At 57.1% G+C, this 17,124-nt stretch carries 14 protein-coding genes; 6 read left to right on the forward strand and 8 right to left on the reverse strand.

Translation table 11 applies throughout. The annotated features are described in order from the left end of the window. Nucleotides 1–251: 251 nt before the first annotated feature. The 4 genes from BM190_RS35055 to asnB all read left to right on the forward strand — a co-directional run bounded on the left by BM190_RS35055 (nucleotide 252) and on the right by asnB (nucleotide 5,646). Nucleotides 252–1,466, forward strand: a complete 1,215-nt coding sequence (locus BM190_RS35055) for an MFS transporter (RefSeq protein ID WP_092262079.1) — start codon at nucleotides 252–254, stop codon at nucleotides 1,464–1,466. Nucleotides 1,467–2,087: 621 nt separating this feature from the next. Beyond that, nucleotides 2,088–2,699 carry a CDP-alcohol phosphatidyltransferase family protein gene (locus BM190_RS35060; RefSeq protein ID WP_092262080.1) on the forward strand — a complete coding sequence of 204 codons (612 nt, stop codon included), beginning with the start codon at nucleotides 2,088–2,090 and terminating at the stop codon, nucleotides 2,697–2,699. A gap of 28 nt (nucleotides 2,700–2,727) precedes the next feature. Then, a complete protein-coding gene (locus BM190_RS35065; RefSeq protein ID WP_092262081.1) occupies nucleotides 2,728–3,513 on the forward strand; it encodes a formyl transferase in 786 nt (261 codons plus the stop codon). Nucleotides 3,514–3,753: 240 nt separating this feature from the next. Continuing rightward, nucleotides 3,754–5,646 carry an asparagine synthase (glutamine-hydrolyzing) gene (gene asnB, locus BM190_RS35070; protein ID WP_092262082.1) on the forward strand — a complete coding sequence of 631 codons (1,893 nt, stop codon included), beginning with the start codon at nucleotides 3,754–3,756 and terminating at the stop codon, nucleotides 5,644–5,646. A 436-nt stretch (nucleotides 5,647–6,082) separates the two neighbouring features. On the opposite strand, the gene BM190_RS35075 is transcribed toward asnB, so the two are convergent. Genes BM190_RS35075 through BM190_RS35100 form a run of 6 tightly spaced genes read right to left on the reverse strand, consistent with a single transcriptional unit; the run spans nucleotide 6,083 to nucleotide 12,092 of the window. Further along, the gene (locus BM190_RS35075) at nucleotides 6,083–6,814 is read right to left on the reverse strand and encodes a peptidase C39 family protein (RefSeq protein WP_092262083.1); all 732 of its coding nucleotides are present in this window, start codon (nucleotides 6,812–6,814) and stop codon (nucleotides 6,083–6,085) included. A 9-nt stretch (nucleotides 6,815–6,823) separates the two neighbouring features. Further along, a complete protein-coding gene (locus tag BM190_RS35080; RefSeq protein WP_092262084.1) occupies nucleotides 6,824–7,729 on the reverse strand; it encodes an ABC transporter permease in 906 nt (301 codons plus the stop codon). Further along, nucleotides 7,730–8,665, reverse strand: coding sequence for an ABC transporter permease (locus BM190_RS35085; RefSeq protein ID WP_092262085.1), 936 nt, complete (start codon nucleotides 8,663–8,665; stop codon nucleotides 7,730–7,732). Between the two features lie 7 nt (nucleotides 8,666–8,672). Then, a complete protein-coding gene (locus tag BM190_RS35090; protein ID WP_092262086.1) occupies nucleotides 8,673–9,572 on the reverse strand; it encodes an ABC transporter ATP-binding protein in 900 nt (299 codons plus the stop codon). Continuing rightward, nucleotides 9,573–10,589 (reverse strand): ABC transporter ATP-binding protein, encoded by a 1,017-nt coding sequence (locus BM190_RS35095; protein WP_244550833.1) that lies wholly within the window; start codon nucleotides 10,587–10,589, stop codon nucleotides 9,573–9,575. A gap of 57 nt (nucleotides 10,590–10,646) precedes the next feature. Further along, nucleotides 10,647–12,092 (reverse strand): ABC transporter substrate-binding protein, encoded by a 1,446-nt coding sequence (locus BM190_RS35100; RefSeq protein WP_244550834.1) that lies wholly within the window; start codon nucleotides 12,090–12,092, stop codon nucleotides 10,647–10,649. A 353-nt stretch (nucleotides 12,093–12,445) separates the two neighbouring features. On the opposite strand from BM190_RS35100, the gene BM190_RS35105 reads away from it, so the two are divergent. Further along, on the forward strand, nucleotides 12,446–13,954 hold the full coding sequence (locus tag BM190_RS35105) for an alkaline phosphatase family protein (RefSeq protein ID WP_092262089.1): 1,509 nt from the start codon (nucleotides 12,446–12,448) through the stop codon (nucleotides 13,952–13,954). Nucleotides 13,955–13,973: 19 nt separating this feature from the next. Then, nucleotides 13,974–14,774: a phosphonate metabolism transcriptional regulator PhnF gene (gene phnF, locus BM190_RS35110; RefSeq protein WP_092262090.1), complete on the forward strand. Its 801-nt coding sequence runs from the start codon at nucleotides 13,974–13,976 to the stop codon at nucleotides 14,772–14,774. Between the two features lie 272 nt (nucleotides 14,775–15,046). Here the strand turns inward: phnF and BM190_RS35115 are convergent, their stop codons facing one another. Both BM190_RS35115 and aepX read right to left on the reverse strand, forming a co-directional pair. Further along, complete coding sequence (locus BM190_RS35115) at nucleotides 15,047–15,817, reverse strand: phosphocholine cytidylyltransferase family protein (RefSeq protein ID WP_092262091.1); 771 nt, start codon at nucleotides 15,815–15,817, stop codon at nucleotides 15,047–15,049. A 324-nt stretch (nucleotides 15,818–16,141) separates the two neighbouring features. Then, on the reverse strand, nucleotides 16,142–17,008 hold the full coding sequence (aepX, locus tag BM190_RS35120) for a phosphoenolpyruvate mutase (protein ID WP_092262092.1): 867 nt from the start codon (nucleotides 17,006–17,008) through the stop codon (nucleotides 16,142–16,144). Between the last annotated feature and the right edge of the window lie 116 nt (nucleotides 17,009–17,124).

Below are 17,124 nucleotides of genomic sequence, written 5' to 3' on the forward strand. Positions count from 1 at the left end.
TGCTTCGTTGGCTGCCCGGAATGCAATGGGGGCCGGACCGTTTGATCGTGTCGTTGGTGTAGACCAAGGTTACATAGAGGCCTGCCGGCGAGGTGCGTGGTTAAGCCGTCACAACCTGCCCGCACAGCGGTCGACAGTCGGCCCGCCCCGTCGTTCGCATCATCGTATGGCTAGAACGAAACAGATGGACAAATCGCGGGCGAACAGAGCCTCTTTGCGCAGGTGATCCGCATTATCTAGGCACTCGGCATATGCGCCCGGAACCGAGAAGATCACGACCCGTCCGGGAGGATGATAGGCTGATCGTTGTGGCACTGGGCGGTGCAGGAATTGTCAGCTACGGCACGCTTTACTATTGCGTGGCGGCCATTGCAAAAGAGGCTTCCCGTGACCTCGCAGTCACAGAGGAGTGGATACTCGGTTGTTTCTCCTTAGCTTTGCTTGCCAGTGCGCTGATATCGCTGGTTGCCGGTCGCCTCATGGACCGATACGGGGCAGGCAAGACAATGAGAATCGCCTCATTCGCTGGAGGTGCGAGCCTCGGAGTTGCAGCAGTTTCTTGGGATCCGGTCGTTTTTGCAATTGCCCTATTCGGTATGCAACTTGCGTCGGCCTTTCTCTTCTATGAGGCTGCGTTCGTGTTTTTGGTACAGCGAGATGCGGTTCATGCAAAACGGCAAATGGCTCTCTTGACATTGATTGTCGGTTTCTCGTCAACGTTGTTTTGGCCCTTGACCTCGTTGTTGCTCACTTTGATATCCTGGAGGCAAGTCTGTTGGATCTATGGAGGCTGCAATGTTCTCCTCGGCCTCCCATTAATCCAAGTGGCTCTTGTCCGGTCCTCCGTAAGCCTTGGAGATCAGAACAAGGTCCGTGGCCCGCTAGGCCAGTCCTCTTCGAAGCTGATTGATCTCGTCCTCATAACGGCCGGCTTTTCGCTGACGACCTTTGTTTTCTCAGCACTTCTCGGCCGGATGCTTCCAATCCTTTCGTCGATCGGTTTAGACATGCAGGGGGCCGCCCTGATTTCCACGCTCTTCGGCCCGTCCCAGGTCGCAGTACGGCTATTTGCAGGCTCGTTTACCGAGAGGGCATCCCCCATTCAACTCACCATACTCTCATGCGTTATGCTCTCGGCCGCAACATTCGTCACTCTACTGGCGTCTCACTCTCTCGTCGGAATTGCAATCTTCGTTGCGTTCGTTGGGTTTAGCTCTGGTCTAAACAGCATCTGTCGTGGAAGCGTGCCGCTCTCAGTCTTCGGGCCTGGCGGGTATGGAACACGGGTCGGGTTGATCACAACGTTCCGATTGTCCACGGCGTCGTTTGCGCCATTCTTATTCAGTGTCATCCAAAACAATTATGGTATCGCGCTCGCATTGGCATCACTAACCATCTGCGCAATAGGAAGCACGCTTTCATTCGCATTGCTGAGCGCTCGATCAAAACGGGAGCCAAGCCCTTGAGGAGGTATGTTTCCGCCTCAGATTGAGGCCGAGGCGGACTTGACGGATAATAACTCGTCTGTGGCATCTTCCATGGCGAATCGCCAGTGCCTCAAAATGTGCGTCTCACGCCGAGGTCGGCGCCTATCCGGCAGGAGCCGTGTGTGCAAGATCCGGGTTCGTAGTCAACTGGGCGAGCCGAATGGAGCGCCGAACGTGAGCGTACCTAGGCGTGCGTGGCTGAACTCGAATGACCGAACCGCTGGCTGAGGAGCGGCACGTGGGAGTTCCCCGTACGCTCGATCCCCGCGAATGACACCACCATTCGCCGGGGCGTTCCTCGGCATTTCGCGTGTGTGCCGGGCCGGTTCGGCAAGTGCCACTTCGCAGTGGCCTCCTTTGCAGCGTTTGAATGTCAGCCTGTATAGGAGAAGGGCCAAGGTAGCCGATGCTCGGATTCGTCTCGTCTCAGCTTCGCGCGACGGGAAGAGCGGCAGTCTCGAGGAACCATTAAGCGCGCCTACTAGAACTGGTAGTTTGCGGACAACTCGGACCACTTCCAATTTAAGTTGCAGTTGCGGTTGGGCAACCAGCCGAAAGGGGCCGTGATTCCGACGGCAGAGACAACAACATCGAGATTCGATGATCGCATACCTATCTGACCGTGCAAATGCCATTACTGCCGTGGGGCTCCTTTGTTCTGGAGCAGCGACGGGGCTCGTGGTGAAAGGACACTATAAGGCGGGAGTAGCGCTCGGACTCTGGGCGATCATCGCTGATGATGTGGATGGCGAAATTGCCCGGCGCACCAAGAATCGTACAGCGGCCACTAAAGCCATTGGTAAAGCTCTCGATGCGTTCTCGGATCTCATTTTTGGATCAATCATCCCGGCAATTGTCATCGCCTCTTTCATCTCGTCTCCAGCATCTGCGGTGTTCACAGCGCTGCTGCTATTGATCGGAGCTCTTCGCCTGGCATATTTTGACTATTTCGGGCTGGACCATCGCGGTTACTCGACCGGTCTACCCCTCTCTTACGCTCTTCCAGTGCTCGCGGCGATCTTGCTAGTTGACCACAATATTGCGCCGCTTGAGCTAGGCATCGTTCTTCCTGCCGTCTTTGTACCGCTATCATTGCTCCACATCGCCCCGTTCAAGATCAAAGCCTCAGGCACTCTCGTGCATGTGCTCACCATCGGCGTAGCGGCCACTGCGTCCGCCGGGCTATTGATTACGAGTAGAGCGGGCCAATAGTCGTGCTTACAACGTCATAAAGGCGAAAATGTCGAGCTTAACTAACGGCGTGGTATTTGCCGGAACCAGGGGACTTGCGACCCGCTGTCTTCTGTTTGTCCTCGAGACCTGCGGCAAAGACCAAATCGCGGGCATTCTCGGCGCTTCCCGGTACGAGAAAACATGGTGGCGGCATGAGACCAGTGAGGAGCTTTGGCAAGTCGCAGACCGCTTCGGAATACCATTTTTCGAGTCGATAGATGATGTTCCTCCTCTCGGAACGTTTCTCGTAAGCGTCATGTGGAATAAGATCTTTCCGCCCCACTGCCTCGCACGTTTTGATGGAGGAGGCATTAATCTCCATCCAGGCCCACTCCCTCAATATCGCGGCAGTTTTGCGCGGACGCATGCCATACTCAATGGCGAGAAGAGCTTCGGGGTGACTGTCCACTATCTGTCGGAGCGAGTGGATAGGGGCGATATTATCGGCGAGTTGCAGTTCCCCGTGCTGCCTTCAGAGACGGCTCTTTCTTTAGATACCAGAGCGCAACTTTATGGCTACGCGCTCTTCTGCCAGGTGTGGCTGCGTTTGTTGGACGGATCGCTTACCCGGCGCTCCCAAGACGAGTTGATCGCTCAAGAGAAGCGCAAGGCTTGCTTTTATCCCATGCGCATGATGACCGCACTTTTGGATTCGTCGGACGTTCCACGCAGCGCCGAAGAACTCGATCGGCTCTACCGCGCTCTATATCTTCCACCACGCATTGAGCCTCCGAAGTGGCTCGTCGAACGAGTCCTGACCAAGGAGGTTCGGACGCTCATCAGGGGTGTTTAGCCTTTTAGGGATAGGATTTCACTTGGTGCGCACCGCGGCAGGTAATCCGAAAATATTTGAGACCGCGCTTTTTGAGGACGTCAACGAAGGCCAAAGTGTTGCCTGCGATTGCCACTCGTTGACTGAACGTGGTTCTTAGCTTTGGAGGTTGTTTTTGTAGCATCCAGTCTATCGAGAGGTGCCGGCGAGCCGGCGCCTCGACCGTATGGGAGCCGGCTTAGCACGCGGAGGAGGCGAGCTGTGTGTGGGATTTGCGGATTCATCGGCCGGATTGCTGATAAGTCAGTGGCCGAGCGGAACCTTGCGCGTTGCGCTCAGACGCTGTCCCATCGGGGGCCCGACGCGAGTGGCAGTTGCGTGACGTCTTCCTTTGCCTTTGCGCATCGAAGGCTCGCGATCATCGATCCGGATCCGAGGTCAAATCAACCGTTCCTCGATGAGGAGCTCGGCGTAGCAGTCACGTACAACGGCGAGATCTACAATTACCGTGACTTAAAGCAGGACTTGCTCCGGCGCGGATACCAATTTCGCACAGAGTCGGATACGGAAGTGCTTTGCAAGGCATTTGCTTGCTGGGGAATTGATAGCGTCAAACGTCTGCGGGGAATGTTTGCTTTCGCAATCCACGATCAAAAGACCGGGACGGCGTTCCTCGTCAGAGATCGGCTCGGAATCAAACCGCTATATTACGCTTGCGCAGATAATGGCGTTGTCTTTGCCTCACAGCCGTCAGCCATCCTGCATTGGCCAAGAATCCGCTCGAAGCTCGATCCGGTTGGGTTATCAAGTTTCCTCTCCTACCGCGCTGTTTTCGGCGAGAGGACTTTGTTTGCAGATATTCGAAAGCTGCAACCCGGCACTTGGCTGAAAATCACAGCTAAATCGCACGAGCATAGACGTTGGTGGGATCCTGCCCGCCTTGATGATTGTGATGATTGCAGTTCTCTCGAAGCATTGATCGGTAGCGCCGTGGAGGAACATTTGCTGCCCCACACGCCAGTCGCGGCTCTGCTTTCCGGAGGCCTCGACTCCAGTATCTTGGCTTTCGAACTATCAAGGCGCTCTTCACAAAAACCGACATGCTTCACGGGAGTCGTATGCGACAATGTGTACGACGAAAGCCCTTATGCTGTCGAGGTCGCGAAATCTCTCAAGCTCGCCCACGTCTTGGTTCGGCTGCCCGGGGCAACGAGCCTGGATGTCGTTAAGCGCCTTACCGCTTTACGTGGTCATCCAGTCGGCATGCACAACGAAGCGGCGATGTATTTGCTTGCGCGGGCGGTCAGCCACTCTCACAAGGTTCTCCTGACCGGCGAAGGTGCCGATGAGATATTCCTTGGATATAGCCGGATCTTCAGGTTGTCCTTCGACCTTCGTCGACAGGCGCTGCTGGCCGCTTTGCCAGATGTCATTGGCCGCCCGGCGCGGCGTCATCTCGGCCTTCCCAAGTTCCAAGCGAGCGAATTCGAGTTCTTTCTTGCGCGGTACACTTACTTTCCCCAAGCCGAGAAGCTGGGGCTGGCGACACCGGCGTGGAGAAAGGAGATTGGTCACGATGCGGAGCTGATCGATGGGATGAACAATGCCTACTATTCAGGCGGTGCCACTCCGGTCGACCGCATAAGGCAATTCTTTGTACGGCATCATCTTCCGGCGCTGCTTGAAATGGTCGACAACACCACAATGGCAGCGGGGGTGGAATCTCGCGTTCCCTTCACAGACCATCGTATCGTTGCGTTGGCTCTGCGCATGCCGTTCTCAGAACATCTGCGTTGGAAGCATGCCTTCGCAAGGTTTCAGGCAGCCTTCACACCGATTGAGAAGTTTAGCGAAACGCTTGACGTCTCCAAGGCCGCGCTGCGCACCCTTTACAAAGATCGTCTACCCGTAAGTGTGATCACGAGAAAGAAGCTCGGATTTCCATTGCCTTTAGGTAACTGGGCGACAGACCAGAGCTCGATGCCGTTTCGGGATTTAATCTTCAAAGACTCTCCCGCGATCGCTGATTATCTCGACGTTGGCGCTCTCCGGCGATGGTATGCACGCCGCTCTCAAGCGGCAAACGACACATTCGGAAAACAACTCTGGTTGATCTGCAATCTGGAGGTCTTCCTTCGTCAAGTTTCTTCATAGCTGTTGGTAGGACCGGATGCGGGGCAGCCAAGGCAATCCGGAATTCCGCACCCATCAGCGGCAAAGCCTCGAGCCGATCGGTACGGAGCGGGAGAATGCCAGGGGCCGATGTGGAAAATGTGCGGATGCGCGATCTGCTATCCAGTGCGCATGTTGCGTTCAGAGGGCGGGCTGGAACTGCGCTGAACTACGCGAGCGCGTTAGGATGCGAGTAAAGGATGTTGACCATGACAGCGCCCTGAGGTGTTCGCGCGCCCGCCGAAAACGCCCGTTTGAGGACGCGCGGCAAGTATGCAGGGCAGGCCTCCTGATGGCTCGTTATGCTGGTGTCAAATTCGGTACATACCGGCGCTGCCGACCGTAGGCCGCTCGATGGCACCATTCGAGACCGACTGATCGTGGCTATAGGTTGGGGGTTTGGCGGCTACAAAATGCATCAGCGTTCGCGACCAGAAAAGCTTGGCACGTCAAGCCGAGGCTGATGGCTAGCATAAATCCTGGGAAGCGGAAGCGCGACATTCGCCATCTTTGGAAGCCCCGCAAGAATGACCGCCTTTTCCCGGCTGGGACCGAACTCGGTCATGCTGGCAAAGCTCGCGTGATCGACGCGCGTGGCAGCATCTTCGCCAGCTGGATCTCTGAGAGGATCATTGAAGAACACGTGATCGGCGTCGGCCCCGGTCACCACCACCCAATGAGTTATCGTTCTAGCTTCGAACTCAATGCTGACCATTACGATGGGATACCACCCTACCGCCATCCATTTCGAGACGTCTTCAAGGCTGTAAGTGCCAACATGGACAGGGATGCCGCGCTGGTCTGCTTCGGCGAGATCTCGCTCCTGCAGAATCTGCATCACCTCCACCTCGCCGCCTTGTGAAGCGCGAGACTTAAGAAAAAGCCCATCATGGCTCACGACAACAAGGGCTGCGAACCCGCGGCGTTTGAGAGCTAATGCCAGACCAACCGGTCCGCAGCCGCCGTGAATGGTCGTTGCCTCTCGCCAGATCTCGAGCTCAGCTGTTTCATTCGGCTGATATCGCTCGTCCAGCGCGGACATGACCATCATCAGGGAAGATGGTCCACAAGTGAACTTCCTCTTTTGCCGATAAAGAGGAACGTTCCTGACCATTTGATTTGTTGAGCTTTCGAGGTCCGGGCGCGACATGACGTCACCTCAGATAGACGTGAAAGAAGCTGAGCGAGGTCTCATCTGGCGCAGCGCCTCGCTGATTGTCATGAGGGCGATCGCCGTCGCAGCGATGACGAGCCCCGGCGCGAGCGCGATCCACCATGCGGTCATCAAATAGTCTCTGCCGAATCCCACCATATTCCCCAAGCTCGACATCGGCGGTTGAATCCCCAGTCCCAGAAAGCTCAGGGTGCTTTCCAGGAGAACCGTCTCGGTGAGCCCAAGAGTCATGCCGACCACGATGGTCGGTGCACAGGCTGGGAGAATATGCCTTGCGTAAATATGGACCCGCGAAGCGTTGTAGGTCCGCGCCGCCGTTACATGGAGCCGAGTGCGGGCCGTCAAAGCAAGCCCTCTCGCGATGCGGGCGTGGCGTTCCCAACCGTGCAAGCCCACAAGACACACAAAGAGTGCCAGTGAATTGCCAAATATCGTGATGACAAGGAGTGCGGTCATCATGAACGGCACAGCAGCCTGCATATCGACCAGTGCCATAACACCCTCGTCGATTAGTCCGCCAAGCTCGGCAGCGAGGAAGCCCAGCGAAACGCCAAGCAGGGTGCTAATGAAGGTCCCGCCCACCGCAACGAGCATGCTGATCTGGATCGAATACATCAAGCGAGCCAGCACGTCGCGGCCGAGCTCGTCGGTGCCTAACAAATGTTCCAGCGTGCCGCCGAAGAATAGTGGTGGCGAAAGCCGTGCATCCAAGGAAATCTGCGCTGGATGATAGGGCGAGATCAGCTGGGCCAGTGCGGCAATCAACAGACATGCGACAAGCCATAACGCGGCAACATAGAGTCCAATTTTGGGTGGCTTACGCAGATCGCGACGGTCTTTCGAAGAACGAAAGATAGTCCAGGTCCATTCACGCGCCCAGGCGGTGCTCATCTATGTCTCCGAGGATTTCGAGCGCGGATCGAGCCAGGCGTAACCGAGATCGACCGCCAGGTTGGTCATGATCATCGCAGTGCCAGCAAGCAGGACAATTGCTTGTACCACTGGAATATCTCTGTTTCCGACGGAAGTGATGAAGAGATTTCCGATACCCGGCCATGAGAAGACCGTCTCCACGACCGTCGAACCAGTTACCGCTCCGCCGATGAGCAGGCCAAGTATGGTCAGGATCGGCACCGCCGCATTGGGCATCACGTGGTGGATCAATATCCGCGAGAACGGAATGCCGCGCGCAAACGCAGCCAACACATACCGGCTATCCAGCGCTTCGCGAACGGCCACGCGGGTGTAGCGGGCAAGCACGGCGGAGCTTGCGGCCGCCATCGTAACTGCCGGCAGAACCAAGCTGCGCCAGTTCTCAGCGCCGCCGGTTGGCAGCCAATTGAGCTGAATTGAGAACACCAGCATTAGGACGATTGCCAGGAAGAAGCTGGGAACGCACAGTCCCACGACGGCTCCGATCGTGCACGCACGGCCTATGAAGCTCGATGGAAACACCGCGGCAGCTATTCCTCCCGCAACGCCTGTGACCGCCGCCAAGGTAAGAGCAGAGCAGGTGAGTATCAGCGTCAGTGAAAGGTGGCTGAGGACGACACCAAGTGCATCCTGTCGATAGACGTAAGAGACGCCTAAGCTTCCTCGGACTATGTTATGCAGATAGGCCAGGTACTGTGCCAGCATCGGGCGGTCGAGCCCCAATTCGCCGGTGTATGCAGCCCGCATGTCCGGAGTCGCGTCCGGCCCGAGTAAGACCGTTACGGGATCGCCCGCGCAGCGCATAAGGATGAATACGCTCGTCACCATCAGAACGAGCGTGACCAATGCGCGAGCAATTTTGCTCGCAAATACCTTTTGGCCGTTTCCTCTCATGCGGCTATCACCTCTCCGCCGGAAAATGCCGACGCCCTATTGCTTGCGGACAAGGCTTTGAAGGTGATGCCATATCGAGGCCGAGTTCAGAGTTGGGCACCGCGCTGAGCAGGGACTTCATGTAATCCGTCTTTGGCGCGAGCAGTACCTGGTCTCGTGAGCCGCTCTCGACGATGCTTCCGCGCTTCAGGACGGTGATCTCTGAGCAGAGATAGGCGACGGATCTGATGTCATGACTGATGAACAAGAGCGACAAGCCCCGGCTCTCGCGCAGATCCGACAGAAGGTTCAGGATCTGAGCTTGAACGGTCATGTCGAGTGCGGAGACCGGCTCGTCACAAATCAGAACCTCGGGATCGAGGATCAGCGCCCGCGCTATATTAACCCGCTGCGCCTGTCCGCCGCTTATCTGATGCGGTAACTTGCCAAGGATCTCGCCCGATAGGCCTACGGCGGAAATTGCTGCAGCGAGCCGAGCCTGACACTCGGAAGACTTTATTTTGAAGTTCACAAGCAGAGGCGCGGTAATTTGCTTTCCCATCGGGGTGGCTGGGTTCAGTGCGTCGAGTGGGTTCTGAAAGACAGGCTGGACACGGAGGCGGAATTCAGCCAATCGATCCGGCGTCAGCAGCTCGCCCTCAAAAAAGATCCGGCCCGCTTGTGGCGCTGTCAGCCCAAGCAGAAGCTTCGCAATTGTGCTTTTGCCGCTGCCGGACGCCCCGATCAGCCCATGGGCTTTCCCAGGACGGATGGTCATGTTGATCTTGTTCAGCCTCGAGCCGCCAAGGACCTCCGCAGCGGAGCGGCGAGCGGCCGGGTAGCAAAAATCGACATCGCGCAGCTCGAGAAGGGGTTCGGAGGACGCGCGCGCCGTACGAACGCGAGGAGGCTCGATTGGCAATGTCATTCATGCCTCCAAGTTGTGGCATGCCACCACTTGTAGAGGGATGCCCTGCAAGGCGGGCCTTGTGTGCCGGCAGATGTCCAGCGTTCCGGAGCACCGAGACGCGAAATTGCAGCCGGCCTGGCGCTGAGTAGGTTCAGGGAGGCTGCCTGCAGGGCTGTGCAGACGCCGCGGATGGCCTGATAGTGGTGGGACAGCCGAGAATAGCGCGCGTGTATAGGGGTGCAGGGGAGTTCGAGCGACGAGATCGGCGCGCCCGATTTCGACCAACTGGCCGGCGTAGAGAACGCCGATGCGATCCGACCGCTGCAAGGCAACGCCGAGGTCATGGGTCACAAAGAGGATTGCCATGTCTGAGCGGAGCCTTTCAAGCAAGTCAAGGATCTGCTTTTGCGTGGTGACGTCGAGAGCCGAGGTCGGCTCGTCTGCGATGAGAAGCTTCGGCTTCATCGCGAGCGCCATCGCAATCATGACGCGCTGGTTCATTCCGCCAGACATCTCGTGCGGATATTTTCTCATGGTTTCTTTGGGGTCATCGATCCCCACATCGCAGAGTAGATCTGCAGCTCTTTGGCTCGCCTCTTTCTTGCTCAAGCCGCCGATCATCTGGACAGTCTCGCGAAGCTGGAATCCAATGTTCCGAACGGGGTTAAGATATAGACTTGGCTGTTGGTAGATCATTGCACGCCGGCGCCGATCGACATCGGCAAGAGGCCTGCCTTCGATGTGAATATCGCCAAGACATCTCAGCTCCGCACTTGCTACTCCCATGATGGTCGAACACAGCACGCTTTTTCCGCTGCCGCTTTCGCCGACAAGCGCGAAAAACTCACCTTTCCGCAGCTCGAACTGAACGTCGTCGAGGAGGCGCGTCTCGGGTCGGTCTGGAAGAACAACTGTCAATCCCGTAATGCTGAGAAGCGGCGGGCCGCCAGCCGTCATGGCTGGGCATCCGGCATTCGCATGCTCAAAGGTGTGAAGATAAGGCGCTTCAAGTGCATGCGAAGTGGTTTGGTCCATGATCCCACCTTCCGAGCAGACAAAATTCTTCCTGCGTCTGGCCCAAGGCATTCGCGGCTAGGCGTTGATTGCGCCTGGCCGAAAATCCATCAAACCGGTTGGCGTCGGTGTCCACTTGATGTTGGCGCGCCTTCCGAAGAACTCGCCAAGCGAATGGAGCACCGTTCCTGGTGGATCAATCTCGTCGAAAATGTCGAGCATCTCTTGATAGGCGGCTCGCCTTTGGGCCAGATCCTGCGCCGTCAGCAAGGTCGTCTCCAGCACATTGAATCTGTCGTTCCGCCAATACCCGCCCCTCTGAAAATTGCTCTGAGACCCCCAGCGCGAGACGAACGATGCGGTGGGGTCGGGATAGTATGTCCCATCGGACGAGTTGTTCACACCGCGGCCCAGACGGTCTTCCACTTGGGCCCAATTCTCTTTCATTTGGATATCGACGTTCAGGCCGACAGCCCTCCACATCGCTGCAATGGCTTGAGTTTCGATAAGCTCGGCCGTGTAATAGTTGCCAACCGTTTTGAAAGGAATTGCTGCCCCGCTATAACCGGCTTCGGCAAGAAGTCGCTTCGCCTCTTCCGGATTGTACCGTGGGATTGGCCGGTCAGGATTGTAGAGAGCGCCGTAAGCAGCGTTTTGATGGGAAGGGGGCACACTTATGCGCTTGCGCCAAATACTACTGACAATGGTCTGCCTGTCGATCGCCAGATTCATGGCGCGCCTTATGCGCGGATCCCGCAGCACCTCATTGGTGGTCGAATCGTAGGCCAGCGTGCGGAAGGACATCGTGTCGCCTCCAACTACGTCCAAACGTTTGTCTGCGGCGAGGATATCGAACTGATCCGGCGCTACGGTTGTGATGATATCGAAGTCGCCAGCGCGAAGGCCCGCGACGCGTGCCGCCGGCTCCCGCACCATCCGAAACTCGAGCCCCTTCAGCGGCGGCCTTCCACCCCAGTACCCCTCGTGCGCCTCGAGGCGTATGTAGCGGTTTTCGACGGCCTCAACGACCCGGTACGGCCCCGCAGCTATGGGAGCTCTGGCCCATTGATCGAATGTCGCCGCCTTCAGAAAGGCCGACTTTGAGACGATGCCGGCTCCATATGAGGTCAGGCGTTTGACAAAAACAGGATCGGGCGCCTTGGTGCTAAACTCGACAGTATGTCGACCGGTTGCCCGCACCGCGCTGATTGATGGAAAGCTGATTTGGCCAACGCCATAGCCCGGACTGTCCTTTGCCAGCATACGCTCCGCACCGAAAGTAAATGCGACGTCCTCTGCCGTTAACTCTTCACCATCGTGGAATCGAACCTTTTTCCGCAGAGACACGCGATAGGTGGTGCTGTCGAGAGCCTCGATGCCTTCGGCCAACATCGGCCGAATCTGCCCGTCCCGTTGATAGTCGATTGCGAAGAGCTTGTCGTAGATGCTCTCGAGCACCCGGAAGCTCACGAGCGCCGTAGCACGGGGATGGAGCGGATCGAGCTCGACGCGCAGATCCTGCATTGCAATCCGCAGTGCCGTTCGGCCAGCGTCTTGGGCAAAGACAGAGCTCGATGGAAGCAAGCACAGCCCGCCGACCAATCTGAGAATCTCGCGTCGGTTACACGTATTCATAAAACATCCTTTAGTTGCACTAAACTATCGTGTGCCGAGCTTCTGGACCATGCAGCTGGCGTGCTCATGCTCGAGCGGGGCGGACTCGCACAATTTTTTTCTGAGGAGCGGTTCGAGTAGTGCGAGATATAATTCACACCATGTGACACCATCATGACAGGCCTAGGTGCCTAGGTAGCTGGACAAGCGCGCTGCCCCTCCCGTAGGTTGAGGCTCGGGAATCGGAGCTGGAAGGTGGCCGGATGAAATTTGTAATTGTCGTGCTGGATGGCCTCCGCCCTGACCAGCTGGACGAAGCAGTCACGCCGAATCTCGCCGAGCTGTCCAAAATCGGCCTTCGACTTGCCCGCCATACCTCATCTTTTCCCAGTGAGACGCGGGTTTCATCGGCCGCGCTGGCCACGGGCGGACATAGCTCGGCCCATGGAATCATCGGCAACCGTTTTTTGGCAAACGGTCGGTCGATCGACGGATCTTCGCTCTCGGCGCTCCTGACGCTCGGCAGCGAACACGGTAGCGTCCTCACCGCCACGACGATCGGCGAAGTTTTGGCGGCTCATGGAAGGGCGATGCTGTCGATCGGATCTCAGTCGCAAGGCTCGTTTGGACTTTCGAGCTGGGGGAGTTGGCAGACAGGTGCGCCGGCTTTCTGGGTTCATGACCCATCAAAGTTCAGTGGCAATGGAGCCGTTCGCCGGATTGCGCCCTCGTTTCCGATGCTCCCTCCCGACGAGCGGCCAGCGCGTGCTACCATTGAGCGTGTCGTCGATCTATTCTTTTCGTTTCTGAAGAAAGAAGCACCTCCGGAGGTCAGCCTCCTATGGCTTTCGGAGCCGGACATTACATATCACATGTTCGGACTTCAGCATCCTACGGCCCGTGAGGTGCTCCATGAGGTCGATCGGCAATTTGGGCGCATTTTCGCGTGGTGGAGCGAGAAAGGAGAGCGGGAAGGAGTACAGCTTATTGCTGCATCCGATCACGGACACGCCATCATTGGAGAAAAGGTGTCCGTATTGAAGCACTTGCAGCGGTCGGGATTCAAGGTCGGATACGAGCTCACGGCCGACGTAGACGCCGCAATAACAGCTCAACGGGTTGTCAACATTTGGGCCCGGGACAGAGAGGGCCATCTTTTGACAGAGATGTATCACAGCCTGTCCGAGGAGCCATGGTTTGGCGTGCCTTTCTCACGTCAGGATTCCGATGGCGCTCCACTCATCGCGAGCACCCTCCCGCTTTCCACGGTCATGGCCGACCACGAGCGAAGCGCGGATCTGTCGTTTGTTCTCGCCGATTGCGGCGCAGCCAATCGGAGCGCTTCCCCCGACGCGGTGTACTACGATGGCACCTATCCGATCGGCGTTGGCATGCACGGAGGGCTTTCGGCGCACGAGCTGTCTTCATTATGCATCCTTGCTGGCAATGCCTTCAGACGCGGAGTTGTTGCTGCCCCAACCAGCATCGTTGATCTGGTACCGACGATCCTTTCCAGCCTGAGACTGCCGCTACCGTCGACTGTGCACGGCCGTATCATCGATGAAGCTTTGCAAGATCGCGAGGACTCAGGTCAGTATGACGTCGAGGATGCGAGCGTCTCAATCGCCTCTTCAGCGCGCCGGGCAACTGTGTTCCGGGAGCTTTACCGACAACGTCTGTATCTGAGGGGAGCGGCCGTAGCGGCCGTAGCCCGGCTCGAACAACCGAAGAATGATAAGCCGGACACTAACCAGCCGCAATTGAAAGCCTGAATTACGGACCATCAGACCTATGTATCAAGGAAAGCGCTGGGAGTTTGTTCGGTCGAACATCGAAGAAGCCATTGCCTCGAGCCGATTTCGGCCAGGCGAAAAGCTTCCGAACGACGTGGAACTTGCTATCGAATATGGTGTCAACCGGCACACCGTAAGATACGCCATTAGGGCACTTGAGCAGGAGGGACTGCTCCGCGTCGAGCAGGGAAGAGGCACCTTCGTTGTCGAACATCCAACACCCTATCTTCTCTCCCCTCAAACCCGGCTGACCGACAATCTCATCTCGCAAGGCCGCTTGGCACGTCGTAAGATCCTTTCTGCTGCAAGGATAAAGGCAGACGAGCGGCTCGCCGGCTACCTCGACTTGCAAGCTCGAGACGATGTGCTGCGCATCGACACGCTGAGCTATCAGGACGACATCCCAATCGTCATTGCGCATAGCTACTTTCCGGCAAAACGCACTCCCGGACTGCTGGACAAATTCTCTGGCGCCAACTCGATCTCGTTGGCTCTCAGGCGCATCGGAATTGACGACTACTCGCAGCAATGGGTAACAATAAGTGCACGTCTGCCCTCCGCGCAGGAGGCGCGCCTGCTTGAAATGCCCACTTCGGCGCCGGTCTTCGTCAAAGAGAGCCTTGATTGCGCCGGCCGTATTCCGATCAAATTTGGCGAGAATGTACTTTGCGCATCAAGAATCAGCTTCAGATTCGACTTCAAAGAGATTAGTGCTTCGGCGCAGTCGCTTGCGGAAAAGCCTCGATCTGGAAAAGCGAAAGCGAGCAAATCGAAATCATCTGCCTCCTTCAAGGTCTAGGTACCGTCCCATTCCTGCGGTCAAAGCGGCTGGGGGCGAAATAACTGTTTCACTATTACCATTGCTTGTGGGGGTGTGTCTCACGCTTCATGCCAGGACGAGCCGCTCGCGTTCTGCTGAGACATAGGCGGCCGCGTTGGTTGCGGCCCCCGTCAAGCTTGCGGGTTTTGGCATCGTACGCGTCGGGTGTCAGAGGCCGCCGCGCAGGTCATGAAGAGGCGCAGCGTCAAACCTTGCGTGATTGTCGTGAACCTCGCCCCTGAGCGCTTGGATCAAACGTCGGCCTTTGCGAAGATGCGCTCGGCGGTACGCAGATCTTCCGCATCATCGATTTCGTACCACCTGAGATCATCGCATCTCACGGCAGCAAGCTGCAGGCCTTGTGTTTCCATGAGATAGGAAAGAAGCTCCTCGGTGTAGGTCTGGGTAGCTCCGGCCTTGATCATATCGTCTAGGGCCGGAACGACCGCTGTCCGCAGAGTAGACGCGGACAGCCGCAACAGATTCATCGTCTTGTAAAGAGGCGGGCCATCCGCGATGAGATTTCTCGCTGTTTGTTTCAAACGAAATTCTGAAATGAAGCCAAGATCCGACAACAGGACCGCTGATCCCTGCATCAGCTCATGGAAGGGAGCGACAGCAGCGGCGTCGGCCGCTTCATTGGTGATCAGCTGCCGCAATACATTTTCCTCGAAGAAGACGTCGCCCTCGAGAAGGAGGTGGTCCCCGGCAACGAGCGCGTCACGCGCCAACCAAAGCGAATAGGCGCTCCCAGTACGGTCGTAAACAGGCGATTCGACGTATTTGATTGCAACACCGCCAAAGCGGCTGCCGCAAGCTTCTTGGATCGCCTCTTTGCGATACCCGACAACAATGGTCACCTGTTGCACGCCGGCACGCCCAAGGTTATGTAGCGCGTTGTGCAGGATAGGAGTGCCATGGATTTGGACCAGGGGTTTCGGGTTTAGGTCCGTTATTGGCCGCAGACGAGAGCCAACTCCAGCGGCAAGAATCACAGCGTTTTTAGGTGCATTCACAGGCATTTCATTCGCTTTCGTATCCAGTGTATGAATCTACGAGCGTTTTGAACGTCCCTGGTTCAATCGTGGGCGCCGCCGCAGACCTGTCAGATGCCCTAAGATTGAAAGACGTCGGGATGATCGTCATCCGCGCATACCGGCGCATGAGCTGCTGTGTAGGGCTTCTTACCAACTGGCAGGGGAAAGCTGTTCCGCCGTGTCAGAGCGTCACCAGGATTACAGAGTCGACGGCCTGTTGGTTGACACTGAAGCAAGACTGACGAGAGGCGAGCGGTGTTTGCATCGCGCTGGCTTTTCAAGACGGTCGACGTGAGGTGACAAGACGTATCACCATGGGTTGGCGGGCTGTAGATATCGCTTTTCGGCCAATGCGAGTTCGTCATACCTCAGAAGCTCGAAGATCTCGCTGAGCGGGGCGATATGAGATTCAATGCTCGCAACGCCCTCCTGAGCGACGATACTATCGCAGATGCGCCGCATTGCAGCTGCTGCAGCTCGCATGGCGTGATTGGCCCAGACGACCGTGGAGATGCGCGCATCACGATAGGCTGAGACTGGCGTTCGATAGTAGGTCGTGGGAACAATCACAACAGGTAGCCGGTTCCGCCACTCGCCGACAAACGAAAGCATCTCGTCCGCGGTACTCTTTCGCGAGTGAATCAAGATTGCATCGGCTCCTGCGTCGGCATAGGCGTGAGCACGGAATATGGCTTCGTTCAATCCATGGCCGGCGATCAGTGCTTCGATCCTAGCCACGAGAACAAGGTTTTCAGCCACCGTATCCTTCACAGCCCGCAGACGACCGGAGAATTCATCGATATCGGCGAGCGGATGCCGTTCCCCAATAAGCGAGTTCATTTTTGGAAAGCAGCTGTCCTCGAGCGAGAGGCCCGCCGCGCCACGCTGACGGAGTTTGCGTGCGAGGAGGCGCGCATTGTTGAAATTGCCGAAGCCCCCGTCGCCGTCAACGAGCACAGGTAGCGCGGTCGAGTCCACTATGCGTTCGACGCTCTCGACGAGCTGGGTCCACGAAGCTTCATTGGCATCGCGATAGCCGAGCGAGCTAGCAATCGACAAACCAGACGCCCAGAGCCCTTTGAATCCTGAGCGCTCGGCGATTCTAGCGGACAGGCCGTCATGTGCCTCCATCAGAAACGAGAGCTCGCCATTCGAGCAGACCTGGGCGCGAAGCATTTCGACAGGCGAGGGCCGAGTAAATTGATGACCTGCGTTAGGCCGAAGGGATTGTGGTTGACACTGCATACGGAAATCCTGGAGGCTGAGCGTCGGTCGGCGCAAACGTCGCCGTT

This window comes from Bradyrhizobium sp. Rc3b, from assembly GCF_900114915.1.
GTDB lineage: Bacteria > Pseudomonadota > Alphaproteobacteria > Rhizobiales > Xanthobacteraceae > Bradyrhizobium.

Coding starts and splice junctions, on each gene's coding strand:
- BM190_RS35075 (WP_092262083.1), bottom strand. CDS start 6,814: ATGTCGCGCCCGGACCTCGAAAGCTCAACAAATCAAATGGTCAGGAAC.
- BM190_RS35085 (WP_092262085.1), bottom strand. CDS start 8,665: ATGAGAGGAAACGGCCAAAAGGTATTTGCGAGCAAAATTGCTCGCGCA.
- BM190_RS35080 (WP_092262084.1), bottom strand. CDS start 7,729: ATGAGCACCGCCTGGGCGCGTGAATGGACCTGGACTATCTTTCGTTCT.
- BM190_RS35055 (WP_092262079.1), top strand. CDS start 252: ATGCGCCCGGAACCGAGAAGATCACGACCCGTCCGGGAGGATGATAGG.
- BM190_RS35090 (WP_092262086.1), bottom strand. CDS start 9,572: ATGACATTGCCAATCGAGCCTCCTCGCGTTCGTACGGCGCGCGCGTCC.
- BM190_RS35060 (WP_092262080.1), top strand. CDS start 2,088: ATGATCGCATACCTATCTGACCGTGCAAATGCCATTACTGCCGTGGGG.
- phnF (WP_092262090.1), top strand. CDS start 13,974: ATGTATCAAGGAAAGCGCTGGGAGTTTGTTCGGTCGAACATCGAAGAA.
- BM190_RS35095 (WP_244550833.1), bottom strand. CDS start 10,589: ATGGACCAAACCACTTCGCATGCACTTGAAGCGCCTTATCTTCACACC.
- aepX (WP_092262092.1), bottom strand. CDS start 17,008: ATGCTTCGCGCCCAGGTCTGCTCGAATGGCGAGCTCTCGTTTCTGATG.
- BM190_RS35065 (WP_092262081.1), top strand. CDS start 2,728: ATGTCGAGCTTAACTAACGGCGTGGTATTTGCCGGAACCAGGGGACTT.
- BM190_RS35100 (WP_244550834.1), bottom strand. CDS start 12,092: ATGCAGGATCTGCGCGTCGAGCTCGATCCGCTCCATCCCCGTGCTACG.
- BM190_RS35105 (WP_092262089.1), top strand. CDS start 12,446: ATGAAATTTGTAATTGTCGTGCTGGATGGCCTCCGCCCTGACCAGCTG.
- BM190_RS35115 (WP_092262091.1), bottom strand. CDS start 15,817: ATGCCTGTGAATGCACCTAAAAACGCTGTGATTCTTGCCGCTGGAGTT.